Origin of the sequence: Pseudomonas sp. 5P_3.1_Bac2, assembly GCF_025465995.1 — a bacterium.
Lineage (GTDB): Bacteria > Pseudomonadota > Gammaproteobacteria > Pseudomonadales > Pseudomonadaceae > Aquipseudomonas.
The window spans coordinates 1-17,584 of sequence record NZ_JANLNY010000024.1 but is presented as its reverse complement, the minus strand read 5'-3'; the positions used below and the strand labels follow the sequence as shown (position 1 = coordinate 17,584).

The window sequence follows — 17,584 nt, the reverse complement described above, 5'->3', positions numbered from 1 at the left end:
TGAAGTCACAGCCTAGGCGCTTTAAAGCGGCCAGTTACGGTGCGAGCGATCAATGGCGCTGCCCTGAGGCTTAGGCCTACCCGGCATGGACAGTACCGGGCAGCGGTAAACGGGGGCTTAGAGCGACGTCGCGAACAAAGCCACCGCCTCGGCCGTAGCGTCCTGGATTCGCTGCCATTCGCCAGCGCGCAGCCACTGCGTATTGAGCATCCAACTGCCGCCCACGCACATCACATTGGCCTGGCTGATATAGCTCTTGAGGTTGTCCGGGTTAACCCCGCCGGTGGGGCAAAAACGGATACCCGGGAAAGGACCGGCGAAGGCTTTCAGCGCCTTGACCCCGCCACACACCTCCGCCGGGAACAGCTTAAAGCGGCGATAACCCAAGGCATGCGCGAGCATGATTTCCGACGCGCTGCTCACCCCCGGCAGCAGCGGCAGTGGGCTGGCCACGGCGGCACGCAGCAGTTCATCCGTGCAGCCGGGGCTGACCACAAACTGCGCGCCGGCCGCCTCGGCTTGCGCCAGCGTCGCCGCATCCAGCACGGTGCCAGCGCCAACGCACAAATGCGGGCGCTCCTTGCGCAGCAATTCGATGGCCGCCAACCCCAAGTCCGAGCGCAAGGTCACTTCCAAGGTCGTCAGCCCACCGCCACTCAGGGCATCGGCCAGCGGCAGGATGTGCTCTGCACGCTCAATGGTGATCACCGGCAGAATCCGCGCGGCGGCACAGAGCTGGTCGATCAGCTGGACTTTCTCGGCCATGGACGGCACTGCGGCCGGGGTCTGCGTGGCGCTCGGGGTGGATTGATTCATAACGGTTCTCAACAATCGGTTTAGGCAAATAAACGTGGGCAGATCATGGATCTACAGCAGGCGCGCATGCAGGTTAAGCACGGCGTCCTGCCCGGGCGCGAGGGTCAGGCTGTTTGCTTCGCAGGCGGCGGCCTGGATGCTGACAAAGGCCAAACTCTCACTCCAACTAACAAAATTCAGCGGCTGGCTGCCGGGGTGCCAGAGCACCGTGTTGGCATTGCCGCAGGTGTCGACCAACAGTTGCCGGGGGCTGTGCGGATCATTAAGACGCAGCGCGGCGCCCACGCTATACAGCTGATGGCAGGCATCGGCGATGCGCACGGGCGTGGCCTGCTGGCAGTCTTCCCGGCTACGCAGGTGATACCCAGGGATACCTTCCAAGCCGCTGATGCTCAACGCGTTGATATCGCTGACGCGCCAATAGGCATGCAGAGCATGGCTGAGCACGCAGGGCTCGCTGTCGCTGTGGCGGGTCCGCAGTTGCAGATGCATGGCATCGCCTAACTGCGCTTCCAACTCCACCTGCCAGTCGTGCAATTGCAGGCGCCAGCACAGCTGCACGCCCTGCGCACTGCTGCTTTTGCTGAGCAACTGCCAATCATCCAGGCGCGCCCAGCCATGGTGGGGCCAGCCGGTTTCCGTGGGATGGCGGCCAAACCAAGGCCAGCACACCGGCACCCCGCCACGGATCGCCCCGACTTGCGGCCAGCGCGCCGCGCACCACAACAATGGCCGTTCACCGCGCGGCTGAAAATGCAGCAACTGCGCACCCTGCACGCTAAACACCGCCTGGCAGAGCGGGTGGTTGATCAGCAGCAGTTCGCGGCCCTGATGGCGGCGCCAACTGAACACATCCTGTTGCGCCCCCTTAAACAGGGCCTGCAGCGGCGACTCCCACGGCTGCGTTCGCGCCGTACGTGGCTTGGCTCGGCTTAACGACACCCTAGGTCAAGCTCTGCAGATTGCGGGTAAAAGCGCTGGCGCCCTGCTCCGCACCGCTGAAGGCTTCGCGCATAAAGGCGAACAGCTCACGCCCCGTGCCGACATTGGCCGGCAAGTCGCTCAATACCGGCTCCCGGGCCGCAAACTCGGCGGCATCGATCAGCACCGTCAGCTCGCCCTTGCTGCCATCGACGCGCACCACGTCGCCATCGCGCAGCCGCGCCAACGGGCCGCCATCGATCGCTTCCGGGCTTACGTGAATCGCTGCAGGAATCTTGCCCGAGGCACCGGACATGCGCCCATCAGTGACCAAGGCCACCTTAAAGCCGCGATCCTGCAACACGCCCAAGAATGGCGTCATCTTGTGCAGCTCAGGCATGCCGTTGCTGCGCGGACCTTGGAAGCGCATCACCGCCACCAAATCACGCTCCAGCTCACCGGCCTTGAAGGCATCGGCCAGGGCCTGCTGGTCATGGAAAATGCGCACCGGCGCTTGCACCACTTGATGCTCAGGCGCCACGGCGGACACCTTCATCACGCCACGGCCGAGGTTCCCCTCCATCACCCGCAATCCGCCCTCAGGCGAGAATGGCCGGGCCAGGGGACGCAGAATGTTTTCATCCAGACTGGCCGTCGGCACATCGCGCCACTGCAGCTTGCCGTCCACCAGGAACGGCTCTTGGGCATAACGCGACAGGCCACGACCCATCACGGTGTTGACGTCTTCGTGGAGCAAGCCGCCGGCCAGCAGCTCGCGTACCAGGAAGGCCACGCCACCGGCGGCGTGGAAGTGGTTAATGTCGGCGCTGCCATTGGGGTAGACCTTGGTCAGGGTCGGTACCACTTCGGACAGGTCGGCCATGTCCTGCCAGGTCAGCTGAATCCCCGCCGCCTGAGCAATCGCCGGCATATGCAGGGTGTGGTTGGTCGAGCCGCCAGTAGCATGCAGAGCGACGATGGAGTTAACCAGCACCCGCTCATCGACGATATGCGCCAGCGCAATAAACTGCCCGCTCTGCTGCGTGAGGCGCGTCACTTGCTGCGCGGCATAAGTGGTGAGCGCCTCACGCAGCGGCGTACCCGGGTTAACGAAGGAGGCGCCGGGCAGATGCAGGCCCATCACTTCCATGAGCATCTGGTTGGTGTTGGCGGTGCCGTAAAAGGTGCAGGTACCAGGGCTGTGGTAGGCCTTGATCTCCGACTCCAGCAGCTCCTCACGGGTGGCTTTGCCTTCGGCGTAGAGCTGGCGTACGGCGGCTTTTTCTTTATTCGACAGGCCCGAGGTCATCGGCCCGGCGGGGATAAAGATTGCCGGCAGATGACCAAAGCGCAGTGCCCCCATCAGCAGGCCCGGCACGATTTTGTCGCAGATGCCGAGGAACAGCGCCGCATCAAACATGTTGTGTGACAACGCCACCGCCGTGGCCATGGCGATCACTTCGCGGCTGGCCAGAGACAGCTCCATGCCCGGCTCGCCTTGGGTCACGCCATCGCACATGGCCGGCACGCCGCCCGCGACCTGGCCGACCGAGCCGATATCACGCAGCGCCTGGCGGATCTTCTCCGGATACTGTTCATAGGGCTGATGGGCCGAAAGCATGTCGTTATAGGCGGTGACGATGGCCACGTTGGCGCTGTCGAGCAGGCGCAGCCGCTGCTTATCGCCGCTGGAACAACCGGCCAAGCCATGGGCGAAGTTGGCGCATTGCAGTTGCCCGCGCTGCGGACCCTGGCTGGCCGCGTCAGCGACCATGGCCAAATACCGTTGACGGGTGGCGCGGCTGCGCTCGACCAGACGCTCTGTCACTTCAAGAACACGGGGATGCATGCAATCCACTCCTGGATAAGGGGTTAGGCAACAACAACGACCACAGCAGTCTCAACTGCTTTCGCGCACCATCAATTCAAAGCCCATGTCTTGTACTGGCTGGGTCACCGTCTCACCGGCGATCAGGCTCAGCACCAGTTCCGCCGCGCGCTGACCAATGGCTTGGCGAGGCGTGCGGATACTGCTCAGGCGCGGCACCATAAAGGCGGAGCTGGGCAAGTCGTTAAAGCCCAGCACGGCTACTTGTTCTGGCACCTTGATGCCCAGACGCAGCGCTTCGAGCAAGGCGCCTTGGGCTAAGTCATCGTTACCAAAGAAGATGCCATCCAACTGCGGATGACTGACCAACAACTGGGTAAACAGCTCACCGCCCAAACCGACCGACGACGGCCGTGGCGTTAACAGCTCCAGACTAGGCTCATACACCCCGGCCCGTTGCAGCTCACGACGAAAGCCCTCGGCGCGCAGCAAGGTACGCTGGTCCAGCTGCGCGCCGACAAAAGCCAGGCGCTTGCGCCCGCGCTCAAGCAGATGCCGCGCCGCCGTGGCGCCGGCATCCAGCTGGGAAAAACCAACGCAGTGCAGGCCCGCACCGGGGTCCAGATCCATCATGTACACGCACGGCACGCCGCTGGCCTCGATCATCCGCCGCGCGCTCTCGGTCCGCTCAAAGCCGGTGAGCAGCAAGCCCCGCGGCTGATAGGCCAGGTAGTTGCGCAGCAGGTTCTCTTCTTCATCGCGGGAGTAATGGAAGTTACCGATCAGCACTTCCAGGCCCTTGGGCCGCATGACGTTGTGGATGGCCTCGAGGGTCTCGACAAATAACTGGTTGGCCAGCGACGGCACCAACACCACCACCGCCTGACTCTGCGCCGAAGCCAAGGCCCGCGCCGCCGGGTTGACCACATAACCCAGCTCACGGGCGGCATCACGAACTTTTTGCGCCAGCTCTTCGGCCACCGTGCTGATCCCGCGCAGCGCCCGGGAGGCGGTAATCGGGCTGACTCCGGCGCGCTTGGCCACCTCATTAAGGGTCGGCCGCCCGGTGGTGCGAGCGTTCTTTTCGTGATGGGCGGTGGGCATGGCGGCTGCTTGTCAAAGAAAAAATCTGGCATTAAGGTAGCGCTGTCTTGAAGATTCGGCAATCGCTTGCTGCATTCACATGACAGAAATCCGTCTTTTAAACGGCTATCCAGCCGTACAGCCCCATTTACTGAGTGAATCACTCGGCTTTAGCGCCGGATCATTCAGCGAGGACGGCAAAGACAGCGCTATCTCAACTGAGGTGCTTTATGTTGCAACCGGTTAATGCCCTGGTGGTGATGGGGGTCAGCGGCTGCGGGAAGTCCAGCATTGCCCAAGCCATTGCCCAGCGCAGTGGCGCCAGCCTGATTGAAGGCGATGCCTACCACCCACCCGCCAATATCGCCAAGATGCGCAGCGGCATCCCACTCACCGACCAAGATCGCGCCGGCTGGCTCAGTCAGCTCGCAGTGGAACTGCAACAAGCCCTGACTCACGGGCAGCGGGTGGTCCTCACCTGCTCGGCGCTCAAACGCAGTTACCGCGAGCAGCTGCGCGCGGCAGTCAGCGGACTCGGTTTTATCTACCTGCAGCTGACGCCCGAAGTGGCCGCTGCCCGGGTCGCACAACGGCCCGGGCACTTTATGCCGGCGAGCCTGATCGACAGCCAGTTCGCCACCCTCGAACCGCCCTTGGGCGAACCCCTGACCCTGGCCTTAGACGCCACTGAAGCCGTGCCGCAGTTGGCGGAAACCGTGCATCTCTGGTGGGTGGTGCGGACGCAGAGCTAAGCCCATTTTGCTGCACCGGAAAAAGATAGCGCTGTCTCAGGCGCACGCAGAACAATTAAAAATGAGGCACCCCCCATGTTTGGTCTGGACCACAACAGCTTTCTCCTGCTCGATGCCGTCGTCACCATCATTGGCCTAATCCTGCTGATTACCCGCTTTAAGCTGCATCCCTTTATCGCCCTGATCATCGCCGCCGGCTTTCTCGGCCTGACCTCCGGCATGCCGGTGGCACAAATCGTTAAAGCCTTCCAAGACGGCTTCGGCAGTGTGCTGGGTTTTGTCGGGGTGATTCTGGCCCTGGGCACCATGCTCGGTAAGCTACTGGCCGAGTCCGGCGGCGCCGACCAGATTGCCCGCACCCTGATCCGCTCTTTTGGCAAGGAGCGGGTGCAGTGGTCGATGATGCTGGCGGCATTTCTGGTAGGCATTCCGCTGTTCTTCGAGATCGGTTTTATCCTGCTGATCCCGCTGGTGTTTATCGTCGCCCGCCATACCGGCGTGCCGCTGGTGAAAATCGGCATTGCCCTGCTCGCCGGCCTGTCGGCGATCCACGGCCTGGTACCGCCGCACCCGGGGCCACTGCTGGCCATCGGTATCTTCGGCGCCGATATCGGCAAGACCATCCTCTACGGTTTTATCGTCGCCCTGCCGGCAGCGATTATTGCCGGGCCGCTGTACGGCAGCTGGATCGCCCGACGCATCCCCGGGCTGGCCTCGCCGGAGCTGGTCGAGCAGCTGGCGCCGAGCATTGAAAGAGACAACCTGCCCAGCTTTGCCGTGACCTTGGCGACCATATTGCTGCCGGTGTTTTTGATGCTGTTTAAATCCTTTGCTGACGTGATCCTGCCCGAAGGGCATGGCCTGCGCGCCTGGTTGGATTTGCTCGGTCACCCCATCACCGCCCTGCTCTTGGCGCTGCTGCTGGCGCTGTACACCTTCGGCTATGCCCGTGGCTTTAACGCCCAGAGCCTGGGCAAGTTGCTCGATCACAGCCTGGCACCGACGGCGGCGATTATTTTGATCATCGGCGCCGGTGGTGGCTTCAAGCAGATGCTGGTGGCCAGCGGCGTGGGCGATGTGATCGGGCATGTGGCGGTGCAGGCGCAGATCTCGCCGATTCTGCTGGCCTGGCTAGTGGCGGCGCTGATTCGTATCGCCACCGGCTCGGCCACCGTGGCCACCATCACTGGCGCCGGTATCGTGCTGCCAGTGGTGGACCTGATGCCGGGGGTTAATCGCGAACTGCTGGTGCTGGCCACCGGCGCCGGCTCGCTGATTTTGTCTCACGTCAATGACGCCGGTTTTTGGCTGGTTAAGCAGTACTTCAACATGAGTATCAGCGAGACCTTTAAAACCTGGACGGCCATGGAAACCATCCTCTCCGTGGCGGGCTTGGTGTTTATCCTGCTGCTGTCGTTGGTGGTCTAAACGAGCCACGCCGGGGGATAAATCAGCGCCTTGTCCCCCGGTGCCACTAGCTGTTTGTCCAGGCGGCTCAAGCAGCCGTAGCCAAGGCCGCCATACCTAAGGTTTAGGCTGTGCATCAGTTCTGAGACAGCCCACGGCCCCTCTGCTTCCCCTCTGCGGCAATCTAACCCCAGACCGACTGCGCCCCGTTGCGCTCAGCTGGCCTCACCTCCCCAGCGCGCGGCTCAAGCCTCCCTTGTCCAGTCAAAACTGGCCGCCGTAGCGGCTGTCGTCTCATTGGCGATACACACCTGCGCGCTTCGCTGCAACGCTCTAGAACGCCATACGTAGAACATTCAGACAGACCAGCTTGCGCCAAGGGCTGTCTCAGCGCTGACACAAACGCTCCCGGCAAAATCCCCTCTACCAATATTAACCAATTGAAAGATAAGACCTTGTACAGACATGGCACGAACCAAGCCTGTACTGCCAACTCCAGTAGGTCAGTCGATGACTACGTTTGGCAAAAAGGAACGGCACCATGCGCGGGCAGTACAAGGCGCTCATCTGGGCAGTGCTCATCGCACTCAGCGCCCCGTTAACTCAGGTCACCGCTGAGCCCGGTGACATCATCATCAGCCGCGAAGTGCAGCCCCGCACCGCCACACGTGCGCCGATGGTACCGGACCCTAATCCACTGGTTAGCAATCCTGGCGCGATCACCCACAGGGTCACCACCGGAGAACTCAGCGACGCCGACTTCGCCGCCGTGGCCACTGGCGCCGCCCTCAGCAACACCAGTGCAGGCAGCGTTCTGGGCGGCGCCAGCACTTCGACGGAGCCCATGCAGCCACAACATATGCCCGGGGTAGCATCCGATCATCGCGCGGGTAATGGCGGCAGTTCAGGGGCCAGCAGCAACCTCAGTGGCCAACTGAATAACCGAATTCAGCAAGGTCTGCGGCCACTGCAACAACTGGGCGGGCAATAACATGCGCGGCCTATGGCTAACCCCTCTGCTGCTCTGTGCGCCCCTGTTAGCCGCCGCGCCGCCGGTAGCCATGCAGGCGACGGTGCACGACAGCCTGCACGGTTTCAACGGCATTGCCAGCGTGAACCAAGCCGGCGGTGACTATCAGCAGCAAAGCCAGGTACGGGTGCTTGCCATTGGCGCGCAGCCCGCTCCCCGCGTGCGGGTTGAACAGCTGCAGCACAACTCCATCAGCCTGCCTGATGGCATCGACGCGCAAGCCCGCACCCAGGGCCAGGCCTTCAGCCACAACAACGGCATAACCGGGCTTAACCAAAGTGCCGGGATCGCCAACCAGAACCTGAACCTGTTGCGCATCACGGTGGGTGCCGTGCCGCAAAGCCTAGATGACGCCGTGCTCTCACAAAGCACAGCGCCTACTTCAACGCTGCATGACCTGCTCCCAAACCAGGGCGAGCGGGTCGTTGAAACCAGTGACAAAGCCTTCGCAGGAAGCAGTGGAGTGGTGCAGTTGAACCAGAGTGCCGGGGTTGGAAACAGAACTGCCAACAACCTAAGCATACGGGTCATGGACTGATCTGGATGGAACAAAAAAATCACAGCAATCCGTGAGGAGAGTCAACATGAAAGCGTCAATGATCTTAAGCCCGCTGGCTTTCGCAATGGCTGCAGTGCTGGCCACCAGTGCCTTTGCCGGCAAGAATCCACCAGGCAATCCACCCCCTGTCACCAGCGCCAGCGGCTCCAGCGCAACCGTGACTGACACGCAAAACAACTACGACAATGAAGTGACCAATGAAGGGACGCAAAACAACGCCCTCATTGACTCTTCGCTCAATGGTGTCAGCGGCAACGTAGGCGCCAACGTGGCTGCCGGCGACAACAACCAGCAAGCCAATGCCGCCGCCATCGCCACCGCGGATGCGGCCTTTGTCTTTGGCGCCGGCTCTGCCCAAGGCAACAGCGCCCAAGCCAGCATCACGGTGGATCAACAGGGCTATGACAACACCCTGACCAACAGTGGCAACGCCAACAATGCGGCCATCGCCAACTCCGGCTGGGGCGCCCAAGGCAACATCGGCGTGAACGCCGCAGCGGGCAATTTCAACCAGCAGAAAAACGACCTGGCCATTGCCTCGTCTGAAACGGCCTACACCGCTGGCGCGACCGTCGATGTGCTGCAGGAATCCCACGGCAATGTCACCGAGAACAGCGCCGGGGATGTTTATGAAGTGGCTGATGGTCTGGGTGTGGTCGCCGCAGGCCGGGGTGGTTCGCACAATCCACCGACCCAGCCGAACGACCCCAGCGAAGACCCAGTCGCGCAGACCCCAGTGGTCAACAACGCCACCCTGTACAGCTCGTTTAATGATGCCTCCGGCAACGTCGGCATCAATATCGCGGCCGGTGGTGGCAATCAGCAAAACAACAGCCTGGCCATCGCGGCCGGCTGCAGTGCCTGCCCATCCGGACTGTAAAGCGTCGTTGCGACCCGAGTGGGGCCGGTGCTATCGGCTCCACTCATTAACGAGACCTGTGCCATGCGAAGCCTCCCTTGGCTGCTCAGCCTCTTCCTGCTGCCGCCTGCCGTGCACGTTGCCCAGGGCGCGGAAATCCGCTTCGCCGCCCTGCCCGGCAACAACCTGGCCTACAAGCAGGTGCTGAGTATTCGCGAGCGCCGGTTTAAGGATTTGGTCGAGCAGAAGACGGATTTTTCCTGCGGGGCGGCCGCCTTGGCGACCATTTTGAACAAAGCCTATGGCTGGAACCTGCAAGAGGCAGAAGTGATCCGCGGCATGCTCGCCAACGCCGATCCCAACCTGGTGCTGACCCAAGGTTTTTCCATGCTCGACATGAAGAACTATGCCGACAAATTGGGCCTGCGCGCCCGTGGTTACCGTATCGAACAGGACAAGCTGGAAAACCTCAAAGTGCCCAGCATCGTTCTGCACGATGTACGTGGCTACAAACACTTTGTGGTGCTGCAACGGACCTTTAAGGGCTACGTCTACCTGGGCGACCCCGTGCTGGGGCACAAGAAGATGCCGCTTGAGGAGTTTGCCAAAGGCTGGAACGGCATCGTCTTCGCCCTCATCGGCCCTGGCTATGACCGCTACAACGCGCTGCTGACGCCGCCAGAACCGCTGACGGCGAGGCAACGGATTAACAGCTTCAGCCCGGTGAAAGACGCCGAGTTGATGGAGTTTGGTTTTATTCAAAGCGACTTTTTCTAAACCTATCAGGCAGGCGTGCCAAGGCAGGCTGCATGAACACTCAATTAAGTTGGCTGGTGCTGGCGCTGCTGGTAAGTGTGCCGCTACACGCCAGCGAGGCCTTCAAGGCTCTGGAGCTCAGCGACCACGAGCTGGCGCAATTGCGTGGCCGCTACGTGCTGCCCGACCGCATCGTCAGCTTCGGCATCGTCATGACCTCCACCTGGGAGAACGCCTCCGGCCAGGTCATCGGTGGTGAAATCGGCATGCACCTCAGCAGCGGCCAGGCGCAACCGGTGCTGTATGCCACCCCCATCGAAAAATCAGGCAACGGCACGGCAGTTAACCCAGGCCGCGGCCAAGTGTTGGGCGGCGCGGGGCTGGATAGCGTCCACGGCATTGCGCAGAGCGTGCGCGTGGCCGGCGATGCCAACCAAGGGGAAAACCATCTCGAGGTACGCCTCGACCACAACAATAACGCCCAAGCGCCACTGCCCAAGCCCAACGGGAATGGCGCACAGGTTTATAGCAACAGCGCCGGCACCGTGCGCATGAGCAACCAGGCCGGGGGTTTGGCCATCGCCATCCAGGCCGGCAATGGCCAGGGCAACAGCACTCAGCAGATCGGCGCGGGCGGGATGAGCCAGCACAGTGCAGTCGGCGGCGACCTGAACAATGTGCGCAACCAGACCAGCCTCGCCATCACCCTGCGTGAGCTGCCCAGCACGCTGGATATGCGCAGCTCGTTGGAGCAGTTGCGCTTGCTGTGCCCGATTCGCTGACTCATCCGCGGCCGCTTCGCTGCTCAGGAGTAAACACTTCATGCCGACCTGCAAACATCTCGCGTTGCTGCCTTTGCTTGCCACACTCAACACCGCGCTGGCCGCCACCAGCACGCCGCCTGAAGTGCAGTTGTTGCTGGATGAGTTGCGCACCCTGAAAGAGCGCTATCAGGTGCAACAGCAAGCGCTGAAGGTGTTGGAACAACGCCTGCGCCAGATCGAAGAACGCGACACCAGCGCCGTCCCCAGCCAAGTCGCCCAAGCGGGTGCAAACAAGAGCGGCAGTGGTTATGGCGCCCAGCTCAAAGAAAACGCCGAGCCGCCCAGCAGCGTCGAAAATATTTATCAGGAAGCCAGTGGTTTTTTTGGCAGCGGCACCTTCAGCATCGAACCGGGCCTGACTTACAGCCACTACGATTCACGGCAGTTATTCCTTAATGGTTTTCTCGCTCTGGATGCCATCTTTCTCGGCAACCTAGGCGTCGACCAGATCAATGCCGACACCTTCACCTTCGACCTGACCGCCCGCTATAACTGGGGCACGCGCTGGCAGGTGGACGTCAACGCACCGTGGATCTACCGCGAAACCACCTATCAATCAGCCGGTGCCGGCGGTTCGACAGCAGAAATCAGCGAGGCCAAGGTCAACGGCGATGGTCGCCTGGGTGATGTAAACGTCGGCTTGTCCTATAAATTCCTCGACGAAGGCCCCGGTAAACCCGATGCGGTGGTCAGCCTGCGGGTCAAGGCCCCCACGGGGGTCGAGCCCTATGGCATTAAGCTCGATGCGGTGCCGGGCAACAACAACCTGAACATCCCCGAAGACCTGCCTACCGGCAACGGCGTATGGTCGATCACGCCCGGCATTGCCCTGGTTAAAACCCTCGATCCAGCGGTGGTCTTTGGCAACCTGTCGTACACCTACAACATGGAAGAAAGCTTCAGCGATATCAGCCCGCAGCGTGGGGTAAAAGTGCCGGGCAAAGTGCAGCTAGGTAACTGGTTTCAGTTCGGTGCCGGGGTCGCCTTCGCCCTGAATGAACGGGCCAGCATGTCGATGTCGTTCACTGAACTGATCAGCCAAAGCAGCAAGGTCAAACCGGCCGGCCAAAGCTGGCAAACCGTGATTGGCAGCGATGCCAACGCCGCCTATTTCAATATCGGCATGACCTATGCGGTGAACAGCGACCTGACCGCCGTGCCCAACCTCTCAATCGGCCTGACCCCCGATGCGCCGGACTTCTCCTTCAGCATCAAATTCCCTTACTACTTCTAAGCGACTCAGGCGCTATGGGGAGTGTCGGCGAGCATATGGTGCTTGTGCAGCAGGCGGTACAGGGTCGCGCGGGAAACCCCAAGCATCTTCGCCGCCTGGGTGATGTGCCAGCCGTTGCGCAGCAAGGCCATATCAAGCGCTTTGCGCTCGGCGAGAAACAGGCACTCATCCAACGAGGCCGAGTGCTCCTCGATCGCGCCACTGCTTAGGCCCAGATCTTCAGGCTCAATCTGCCGCCCTTCCGCCATCACCTGCCCACGCCGCACCCGATTGGCCAGCTCACGCACATTACCCGGCCAAGGGTGCAGCAGCATCGCCGTTACCGCAGCGGCGCTAAAAGGTCTGGGCCGCCGGCCCACTTCACAGGCATAGGACTTGGAGAAGTAATCCGCCAGCAGCGGGATATCCTGCACGCGCTGGCGCAGTGGCGAGGTCTGCACCTGCAAGACATTGAGGCGGTAGTAGAGGTCCTCCCGAAAGCGCCCTTGCGCCACCGCCCGCTCCAAGTCGACATGGGTCGCCGCGAGAATGCGCACATTGACCTTAACCGCCTGGCGCCCGCCCACTCGCTCAATGCTCATCTCCTGCATAAAGCGCAGCAGGTTGGTCTGCATGTCCAGCGGCAGATCACCGATTTCATCCAAAAACAGGGTGCCGCCATCGGTCGCCTCAATGCGGCCAATCTGCCGTTGATGGGCGCCGGTAAATGCGCCCTTTTCATGGCCGAAGAGTTCCGACTGAATCAAGTTAGCGGCAATCGCGCCGCAATTAATCGCGCTAAAGGGCCCTTGGCGACGCCCCGATAGCTGGTGAATCGTGCGCGCCACCAACTCTTTGCCGGTGCCGCTCTCACCCCGGATCAACACCGGCGAGGAAGTCCGCGCCAGCTTGCCGAGCAGCACATGCAAAGCCTTGATATCCGAGCTGTTGCCGACCAGCAGCTGATTGTCTTGGGCCGGCGGCAGCGGCGCCGTAATACGCCGCATACGCGACATGCCCAGGGCACGGCCCAAGCCAAACTGCAAACGCTCAGCATCAAAGGGCAAGGTATGAAAATCAAAGAACCACTGCCCGATCAGCCCCGTGAAATCGGCGCCTTGGCGCAGGTCCGGACTCAACGCGGCAATCCACTCCGTACCGCTGGCCTGGATCAATTGTTTAATCGGCTCCTGGCTGTGCAGGTGCTTGGACTGCAGGCGTAGCAAGCCAACGTCGTAATGTGCTGCGCAACCTTCACCCAGCCCGCGCAACTCGACGCTCCAGCCGCTTGTTCTCAATATGGGTATTAACTTTTCGCATTCATTACAGGGATCAACGATCAGTAATCTGCGTTCAGTACGTGCCAAGGCTTCTAACATGGCAGCTCTCACACTCAGGCCGGTGCAGGAACGTAATATTGAGGATATGACTTTAAAGTACATTCCTGACCAGATAGCCAACCCGCACGCCTAGTGCTGTCTCGGTTTTTAGACGCCGCGCACATTCTGCCGGGCTCTCCCGGCGAACGGTTTTCGCGCAGGCATTAGCGCGTGCTCTGCCGCTCCCCTAACCAGCTCCTGCGGGCCTCAGCGTGGTGCCTGCAATCCCTGGCTTTACCTGCGGATTCAGCGTCATGGCCAAGTATCAGCGCTTGGCAACACGCCCCTAGGCCATAAGCACAATTGGTCGGCCCAACGGCGCGGTGCGCCTAGCCACTTTCGGAATATTCCCACCTGAGACACCCCGACGAAGCCCTATAACTGGCCGCACCGGCCCCTATGGGGATGAGCTGGGGCAATGCCATACCGGCCAACCAATCGGCATTGCCTGTCATGGAGGAATGCCGTGAAACCAACAATTACAAGATTAGCGACCACATTAGCCATGCTGAGCCAAGCAAGCCACGCAGCAGGTTTTATCGAAGACAGCCAGGCCACCTTGAGCCTGCGCAATCTGTACTTCAACAACGACAATCGCGAGAGCCAAAGCGAACGCGGCAAAGCGGCCTACAACGGGCAAAACGAGGAATGGGGGCAAGCCTTCCAACTCAACCTCAGCTCTGGCTTTACCCAAGGCACCGTTGGCTTTGGCGTGGACGCCCTAGGCCTGCTCGGCGTGCGTTTGGACAGCGGCGGCAAGGCGCATAAATCCTACAGCGACCGCACTCCCGGGCAACTCTTCCCGCTGGAGAGCGACGGCTCGGTAGTCAATCAATTCAGTCGCCTGGGCCTCACCGCCAAAGCCAAAGTGGCGCACAGTGAAATCCGCTATGGCACCTTGCAAACCCGCTTACCGGTATTGGTCAGCAACGACGGGCGTCTGCTGCCGCAAACCTTTGAAGGCAGCCTGATCAACTCCAAGGACATCGACAACCTGAGCCTCAACGCGGGTTTGATTGAGCGGGCCTCGGGCCGCTCCTCATCGGACCGCACAGGCTTAGCGGTCAGCGGCGCGAGCCAGGAGAGTAATCACCTATGGCTGGCCGGCGCGGATTGGACGCCCAAGCCAGGGCTGCTGGCGCAGTATTACTACGCCAACCTCGAGGACTATTACCGCCAGCACTTTCTCGGCCTCACCGAGCAGTTCACCCTCAATGACCTACACAGCCTCAAACTCGACTTGCGCTACTTTCGCACCACCGCCGATGGCGCCAACGCCTCAAGCAGCGGCCGCGCGCAAGGCTATCGCGTGGGCGGCTACAGTCACGATGGCTCCGGCGAAATCGACAACCACACCTGGAGCGCGGCGCTGACTTACAGCTATGGCGAACACGCCTTGTTAGCGGGCTATCAGCAGGTGTCGCACAACAGTGCGTTTGTCCAGGCCAACCAAGGCGGCCTAGAGGGCAATAAGGGCGCCGCCGGTGCCAGTGTCTACCTACTCACAGACCGACAAATTCACAACTTTACCCGCGCCGGTGAGCGCACCGCATTTGCCGAATACAGCTACGACTTCAGCGCCCTCGGCGCTCCCGGCTTAAAGGCCTCAGTGGCTTATCTGCGCGGCAGCAATATCCAAACCGCCAGCGCCGGGACGCAAGAGGAATGGGAGCGCGATTTTCGCCTCGACTACAGCCTACAAAGCGGCCCACTCAAAGGCCTGGGGCTGTCCTGGCGTAACGCTGCGCTACGTGGCAACGCAGTGGCAGACACCGATCAGAACCGCCTGCTGGTCAACTACGCCATCCCCCTGCTGTAACCCTTCACTGCGCAGCCGTGTGCCTTAGCACGGCTGTAGCACCACGGTGGCCCGACGCTGGGCAGGCGCTACCGTCTGTCGAATGCCGTGCATGACCAACCTGAACAACCTCGCGCCATTGGCCTGAGGCAAACAGCTTCGGCCACCCAACACGGCTTAAGCAGCGACTTAAACGCAGTACCTGGCAACGCTCAAACGCAACTAAACGGCGCGGGCATCAGACCGCCCTCGTTACGCCAATACGGTAAACTCGCCCTTTTGTGCGCCCAGCACCACCATCTAACCCGCCTGGCACGCCAGGCCTATGTCAGCTGTATATGGGGTGAATCTTGAATAAATTGTTGCGCTTGGCTTGTGCCAGCCTCTGCTTAGCCGCCAGTGCTGCCGCGCAAGCGGTGACCCTGAATGAAGACTGGAGCCTCGATCTCAACGCGGCCTTGGTCAGCGACTATCGCTTTCGCGGCATTTCCCAAACCCTCGGCGACCCTGCCCTACAAGGCGGCGCCACGCTGCAGCACAGCAGCGGCGCCTACGCCGGTATCTGGAGCTCCAACGTCGACTTCGGCAGCGGCAGCCGCACCCGCCAAGAGATCGACTACATGCTCGGCTACAACTGGGCCATCGACGACAACTTAAGCCTCGACCTCAGCTACCTGCACTACGAATACACCCACCAATCTTCACTTAAGTCCGACGAAGCCGGCTTCCAGTTCAACGCCTATGGCCTCTACGTCGGCGGCTTCTATACGCCCAACCTGAACGACAACAGCTCCTCCTACCTCTACCTCGGCTACCAAACCGAACTGCCCTACGAGCTGGGCCTCAACCTGCGCTACGGCGAAGTCGACTTCAAAGACGACGTACTGGAACGCAGCAACGGCAAACTACGCAGCCGCTACAACGAATGGGAAGTGGGCCTAAGCAAATCCCTGCTGTCCCTCGACTGGTCCCTGAGCTACGTCGCCAGCGACCTGTCGAAAAGCGAATGCTACAGCTACAACGGCTACGACGACCTCTGCGCTGCAACGGTGGTGCTGGGGGTAAGTAAGTCGTTCTAACCCTTGGAGCGGCAGGCTGCACCCGGCAACTTGCCGCTTAACAACCCACCGAACCGAATAAAACCGTTTTAGAAAGACCGCAATACAGTACTCCCCAACGCAGCACTCAATGCCGTCAATAAAAGTGACGTTCAAAGCGTTTTTACTTCAATGCAGGTGAGTTCTAGTTCTGGCGAAGATTAAAAATGGGGGGATTACCTAGGCAATGCAGCAACTTATGCTGCTGATGAGATTCGCTTCTCGCAGAATACTGTTTCGTTTAACAAGACAGATCGGATTTCTGGCACGAACTACACCTACGACGATTTAGTCCAGAGCATGAAAACCAATGGCTGGAAAGGTGATCCGGTTGATGTCGTGAAAATGCCGGATGGTAAGCTGACTAGTATGGATAACACTCGAATTGCTGCTGCCAGAGAAGCGGGGATTGACGTGAATGCTAGCGTTCGTAGATTTGACGATCCATTGACGCCTGCTATTCAAGAGGCGAGAGGGTGGCAGAATTTTGATACTTGGGGAGAGGCAATAACTGGCCGTATAAATAAACAGTCAGGGGGCTTTTCTGCTTCCAATCCTTACGGTTCAACAGAGCCACCACGTATTTCTGGAGGCGGGAAATGATGAAGCCTTTTTTGTATGAACTTCCAATTTTGCCAGATGGTTTTCAACTTCCTACGGACTATCTAAATGTGGTTTTGGCTGGTGAGATAGATATAGCGCCTTGGCGTTTTCTAACGAAAGATATGGCGCTCTCTCTCTTTTATTATGGTTCTATGCTTTTGAAGTTTCCAGGGACTGCTCTGGTTCCATTTGCAATTATTCAAGATGAGTCTGGATTGTATAATGATGGCTGGGTGGTTCTCGCTTGCTTTGATGGAGGCAAGGGAGGGGATTCAAGTGTTCGGATTTATGATTACTCAAGGCCGAAATCAAGTCCTTGGGATAGCTTTTCTTACTCTGGTTTTTCTGAATGGTTTAGTGCTGCCAAAGAAGAATCTGCTCGTTATAAGGCTGATCGGGTCGGAGACGAAGGCTATTCCTGATGTATAAAAAAATGGGGACTTGACTCGTTAACCATACGCCATTCTCAGCCTGAGAAAACTTCAAGCTCTGCTGGTACATTTGCAGGGCTTCAATTTTTAGCACTACAGGTTTTCCATATCGCTGTCCCACCGATGGGGCAGTGGCCATGTCTCGACGTCTCCCCCGATTTGAGTAGCGCTCAGCTTTAGAGTCCAATCCCAGAACCCAGGAGATTGGACATGAAGAAGCGTTTCACC

At 60.2% G+C, this 17,584-nt stretch carries 17 protein-coding genes; 12 read left to right on the top strand and 5 right to left on the bottom strand.

What is annotated here, in order from left to right; genetic code table 11:
- Positions 1 to 117: 117 nt before the first annotated feature.
- The 4 genes from NTD81_RS15700 to NTD81_RS15685 are packed head-to-tail and all read right to left on the bottom strand — an operon-like array spanning position 118 to position 4,669.
- Positions 118 to 816 carry a bifunctional 4-hydroxy-2-oxoglutarate aldolase/2-dehydro-3-deoxy-phosphogluconate aldolase gene (locus tag NTD81_RS15700; RefSeq protein ID WP_315974699.1) on the bottom strand — a complete coding sequence of 233 codons (699 nt, stop codon included), beginning with the start codon at positions 814 to 816 and terminating at the stop codon, positions 118 to 120.
- 51 nt (positions 817 to 867) lie between these two features.
- Positions 868 to 1,758: a D-hexose-6-phosphate mutarotase gene (locus NTD81_RS15695; protein WP_410017168.1), complete on the bottom strand. Its 891-nt coding sequence runs from the start codon at positions 1,756 to 1,758 to the stop codon at positions 868 to 870.
- A gap of 1 nt (position 1,759) precedes the next feature.
- Complete coding sequence (gene edd, locus NTD81_RS15690; RefSeq protein ID WP_262183581.1) at positions 1,760 to 3,586, bottom strand: phosphogluconate dehydratase; 1,827 nt, start codon at positions 3,584 to 3,586, stop codon at positions 1,760 to 1,762.
- 51 nt (positions 3,587 to 3,637) lie between these two features.
- Positions 3,638 to 4,669: a LacI family DNA-binding transcriptional regulator gene (locus NTD81_RS15685; RefSeq protein WP_262183580.1), complete on the bottom strand. Its 1,032-nt coding sequence runs from the start codon at positions 4,667 to 4,669 to the stop codon at positions 3,638 to 3,640.
- A gap of 209 nt (positions 4,670 to 4,878) precedes the next feature.
- Here NTD81_RS15685 and NTD81_RS15680 point away from each other — a divergent pair, with 209 nt between their 5' ends.
- From NTD81_RS15680 to NTD81_RS15645, 8 genes are all read left to right on the top strand, one after another.
- Positions 4,879 to 5,400 carry a gluconokinase gene (locus NTD81_RS15680; protein ID WP_262183579.1) on the top strand — a complete coding sequence of 174 codons (522 nt, stop codon included), beginning with the start codon at positions 4,879 to 4,881 and terminating at the stop codon, positions 5,398 to 5,400.
- A gap of 75 nt (positions 5,401 to 5,475) precedes the next feature.
- A complete protein-coding gene (locus tag NTD81_RS15675) occupies positions 5,476 to 6,828 on the top strand; it encodes a GntP family permease (RefSeq protein WP_262183577.1) in 1,353 nt (450 codons plus the stop codon).
- Positions 6,829 to 7,348: 520 nt separating this feature from the next.
- Positions 7,349 to 7,798: a hypothetical protein gene (locus NTD81_RS15670; RefSeq protein WP_262183575.1), complete on the top strand. Its 450-nt coding sequence runs from the start codon at positions 7,349 to 7,351 to the stop codon at positions 7,796 to 7,798.
- A gap of 1 nt (position 7,799) precedes the next feature.
- A complete protein-coding gene (locus tag NTD81_RS15665) occupies positions 7,800 to 8,375 on the top strand; it encodes an adhesin (RefSeq protein WP_262183573.1) in 576 nt (191 codons plus the stop codon).
- A 46-nt stretch (positions 8,376 to 8,421) separates the two neighbouring features.
- The gene (locus tag NTD81_RS15660) at positions 8,422 to 9,276 is read left to right on the top strand and encodes a hypothetical protein (RefSeq protein WP_262183572.1); all 855 of its coding nucleotides are present in this window, start codon (positions 8,422 to 8,424) and stop codon (positions 9,274 to 9,276) included.
- A gap of 63 nt (positions 9,277 to 9,339) precedes the next feature.
- Positions 9,340 to 10,032 carry a C39 family peptidase gene (locus tag NTD81_RS15655; protein ID WP_262183571.1) on the top strand — a complete coding sequence of 231 codons (693 nt, stop codon included), beginning with the start codon at positions 9,340 to 9,342 and terminating at the stop codon, positions 10,030 to 10,032.
- Between the two features lie 32 nt (positions 10,033 to 10,064).
- Positions 10,065 to 10,793, top strand: coding sequence for a hypothetical protein (locus NTD81_RS15650; protein WP_262183569.1), 729 nt, complete (start codon positions 10,065 to 10,067; stop codon positions 10,791 to 10,793).
- Positions 10,794 to 10,833: 40 nt separating this feature from the next.
- Positions 10,834 to 12,069 carry a hypothetical protein gene (locus NTD81_RS15645; RefSeq protein ID WP_262183568.1) on the top strand — a complete coding sequence of 412 codons (1,236 nt, stop codon included), beginning with the start codon at positions 10,834 to 10,836 and terminating at the stop codon, positions 12,067 to 12,069.
- Between the two features lie 5 nt (positions 12,070 to 12,074).
- On the opposite strand, the gene NTD81_RS15640 is transcribed toward NTD81_RS15645, so the two are convergent.
- Positions 12,075 to 13,427 carry a sigma-54 dependent transcriptional regulator gene (locus NTD81_RS15640; RefSeq protein ID WP_262183567.1) on the bottom strand — a complete coding sequence of 451 codons (1,353 nt, stop codon included), beginning with the start codon at positions 13,425 to 13,427 and terminating at the stop codon, positions 12,075 to 12,077.
- Between the two features lie 466 nt (positions 13,428 to 13,893).
- On the opposite strand from NTD81_RS15640, the gene NTD81_RS15635 reads away from it, so the two are divergent.
- The 4 genes from NTD81_RS15635 (at position 13,894) to NTD81_RS15620 (ending at position 17,347) form a co-directional block, all read left to right on the top strand.
- Positions 13,894 to 15,246, top strand: coding sequence for an OprD family porin (locus tag NTD81_RS15635; RefSeq protein ID WP_410017167.1), 1,353 nt, complete (start codon positions 13,894 to 13,896; stop codon positions 15,244 to 15,246).
- 329 nt (positions 15,247 to 15,575) lie between these two features.
- Positions 15,576 to 16,304 (top strand): TorF family putative porin, encoded by a 729-nt coding sequence (locus NTD81_RS15630; RefSeq protein WP_262183566.1) that lies wholly within the window; start codon positions 15,576 to 15,578, stop codon positions 16,302 to 16,304.
- 318 nt (positions 16,305 to 16,622) lie between these two features.
- Positions 16,623 to 16,925 (top strand): hypothetical protein, encoded by a 303-nt coding sequence (locus tag NTD81_RS21375; protein WP_315974698.1) that lies wholly within the window; start codon positions 16,623 to 16,625, stop codon positions 16,923 to 16,925.
- Positions 16,922 to 17,347, top strand: a complete 426-nt coding sequence (locus NTD81_RS15620) for a hypothetical protein (protein WP_262183565.1) — start codon at positions 16,922 to 16,924, stop codon at positions 17,345 to 17,347. The genes NTD81_RS21375 and NTD81_RS15620 overlap by 4 nt, the downstream gene beginning before the upstream one ends.
- Positions 17,348 to 17,584 lie beyond the last annotated feature (237 nt).

Coding starts and splice junctions, on each gene's coding strand:
- NTD81_RS15680 (WP_262183579.1), top strand. CDS start 4,879: ATGTTGCAACCGGTTAATGCCCTGGTGGTGATGGGGGTCAGCGGCTGC.
- NTD81_RS15645 (WP_262183568.1), top strand. CDS start 10,834: ATGCCGACCTGCAAACATCTCGCGTTGCTGCCTTTGCTTGCCACACTC.
- NTD81_RS15640 (WP_262183567.1), bottom strand. CDS start 13,427: ATGTTAGAAGCCTTGGCACGTACTGAACGCAGATTACTGATCGTTGAT.
- NTD81_RS15675 (WP_262183577.1), top strand. CDS start 5,476: ATGTTTGGTCTGGACCACAACAGCTTTCTCCTGCTCGATGCCGTCGTC.
- NTD81_RS15665 (WP_262183573.1), top strand. CDS start 7,800: ATGCGCGGCCTATGGCTAACCCCTCTGCTGCTCTGTGCGCCCCTGTTA.
- NTD81_RS15650 (WP_262183569.1), top strand. CDS start 10,065: ATGAACACTCAATTAAGTTGGCTGGTGCTGGCGCTGCTGGTAAGTGTG.
- NTD81_RS15700 (WP_315974699.1), bottom strand. CDS start 816: ATGAATCAATCCACCCCGAGCGCCACGCAGACCCCGGCCGCAGTGCCG.
- NTD81_RS15655 (WP_262183571.1), top strand. CDS start 9,340: ATGCGAAGCCTCCCTTGGCTGCTCAGCCTCTTCCTGCTGCCGCCTGCC.
- NTD81_RS21375 (WP_315974698.1), top strand. CDS start 16,623: ATGAAAACCAATGGCTGGAAAGGTGATCCGGTTGATGTCGTGAAAATG.
- NTD81_RS15670 (WP_262183575.1), top strand. CDS start 7,349: ATGCGCGGGCAGTACAAGGCGCTCATCTGGGCAGTGCTCATCGCACTC.
- NTD81_RS15685 (WP_262183580.1), bottom strand. CDS start 4,669: ATGCCCACCGCCCATCACGAAAAGAACGCTCGCACCACCGGGCGGCCG.
- NTD81_RS15620 (WP_262183565.1), top strand. CDS start 16,922: ATGATGAAGCCTTTTTTGTATGAACTTCCAATTTTGCCAGATGGTTTT.
- edd (WP_262183581.1), bottom strand. CDS start 3,586: ATGCATCCCCGTGTTCTTGAAGTGACAGAGCGTCTGGTCGAGCGCAGC.
- NTD81_RS15660 (WP_262183572.1), top strand. CDS start 8,422: ATGAAAGCGTCAATGATCTTAAGCCCGCTGGCTTTCGCAATGGCTGCA.